Here is a 1084-nt window from a genome sequence, read left to right on the forward strand (position 1 = left end):
TACCGTTCGCCATGATTTGGACGTCATCACCAATGGTCACCGACAACGGAGTCATTAATGAATCATCACCATCTGAGTCCACCGCATAAACTGGTAAGTCGAAGGTCAGCTCGTTACTATCTAAGCCATCGGCATGGTCTAACGCCTCAAGCAACGTGAAGGTGTATTCACCCAACGTGGTACCTGAGAAGCTTAAGCTGAAGACAGGAACGTCCGTTCCAGCGTCATCAATAAAGCCGACATAGATGCCTGAGTCTGCTGGGTCTTCTTTAAGCTCAACCGCAATGTTATTCGACGTTAACGCACCACCCACATTGAACTCAGTTGGTTCGATTCGGAACTTCTCAACATCATCACTTTGGTTGGTAAACGAGATAGTCTCGGTTTGGCTCACCGCACTGCCGCTTGGTGTCGAGCCATCGGCAAGCTGTGTTTCAGACAGAATAACGCTTGGTACGGATTCGATGGTTGGGATATCGCCGTCGGTAATGGTCAGAACAACCGTCGCGGTTTCAACGTCCACATCGCCATCGCTTGAGGTCACGACAATCGATTTGACGATGTCTTCGCTAACCGTGTGGTCTAGATTGCGGTTTGGTTCGAAGCGAACTTCACCTCCAAGGGTGATAAACAGAGAGCCTTCAGTGAAGATAAACTCTTGCTCGCCGGTATCCGTTTGGTCAAGTGTTAGTGGCGTACCGCCATCGTAAGTGAACTCAGTAATGGTCGAACCGTCAGCACTCTGCTCTGGCATCACATCAATGGTAGTTGTAGTCACCACCCCAGCAGCCAGATCGGCAACGGTCGGCTCTTCGATATTCAGGATGCCATTGCTCATGCCTTGAACATCATCTTCGATGGTCACAGTCAGTGGCGACATCACTGAGTCGTCACCGTCGCTGTCTACCGCATAAACAGGCAGGTCAAAGCTCAAACTGTTATTCACCAGACCATCTTCGTGGTCAAACGCTTCAAGTAACGTAAATGTGTATTGACCTAAATTGGTATCCGAGAAGCTAATAGTGAAGACGTTGGTTTCAACATCCGACGCGTCTTTCACGAAGCCGATGTAATCGCCAGCACT

The 1084-nt window shown here is 49.4% G+C and carries 1 protein-coding gene; it reads right to left on the minus strand.

Features of this window, described 5'->3' with window-relative positions:
* Window positions 1–1084 (minus strand): hypothetical protein (locus AB4384_RS23305; RefSeq protein ID WP_372130183.1); only part of this gene is annotated, 1084 nt, incomplete at both ends.

Source organism: Vibrio sp. 10N.261.51.A4 (assembly GCF_041471945.1).
Taxonomy (GTDB): domain Bacteria; phylum Pseudomonadota; class Gammaproteobacteria; order Enterobacterales; family Vibrionaceae; genus Vibrio; species Vibrio crassostreae_C.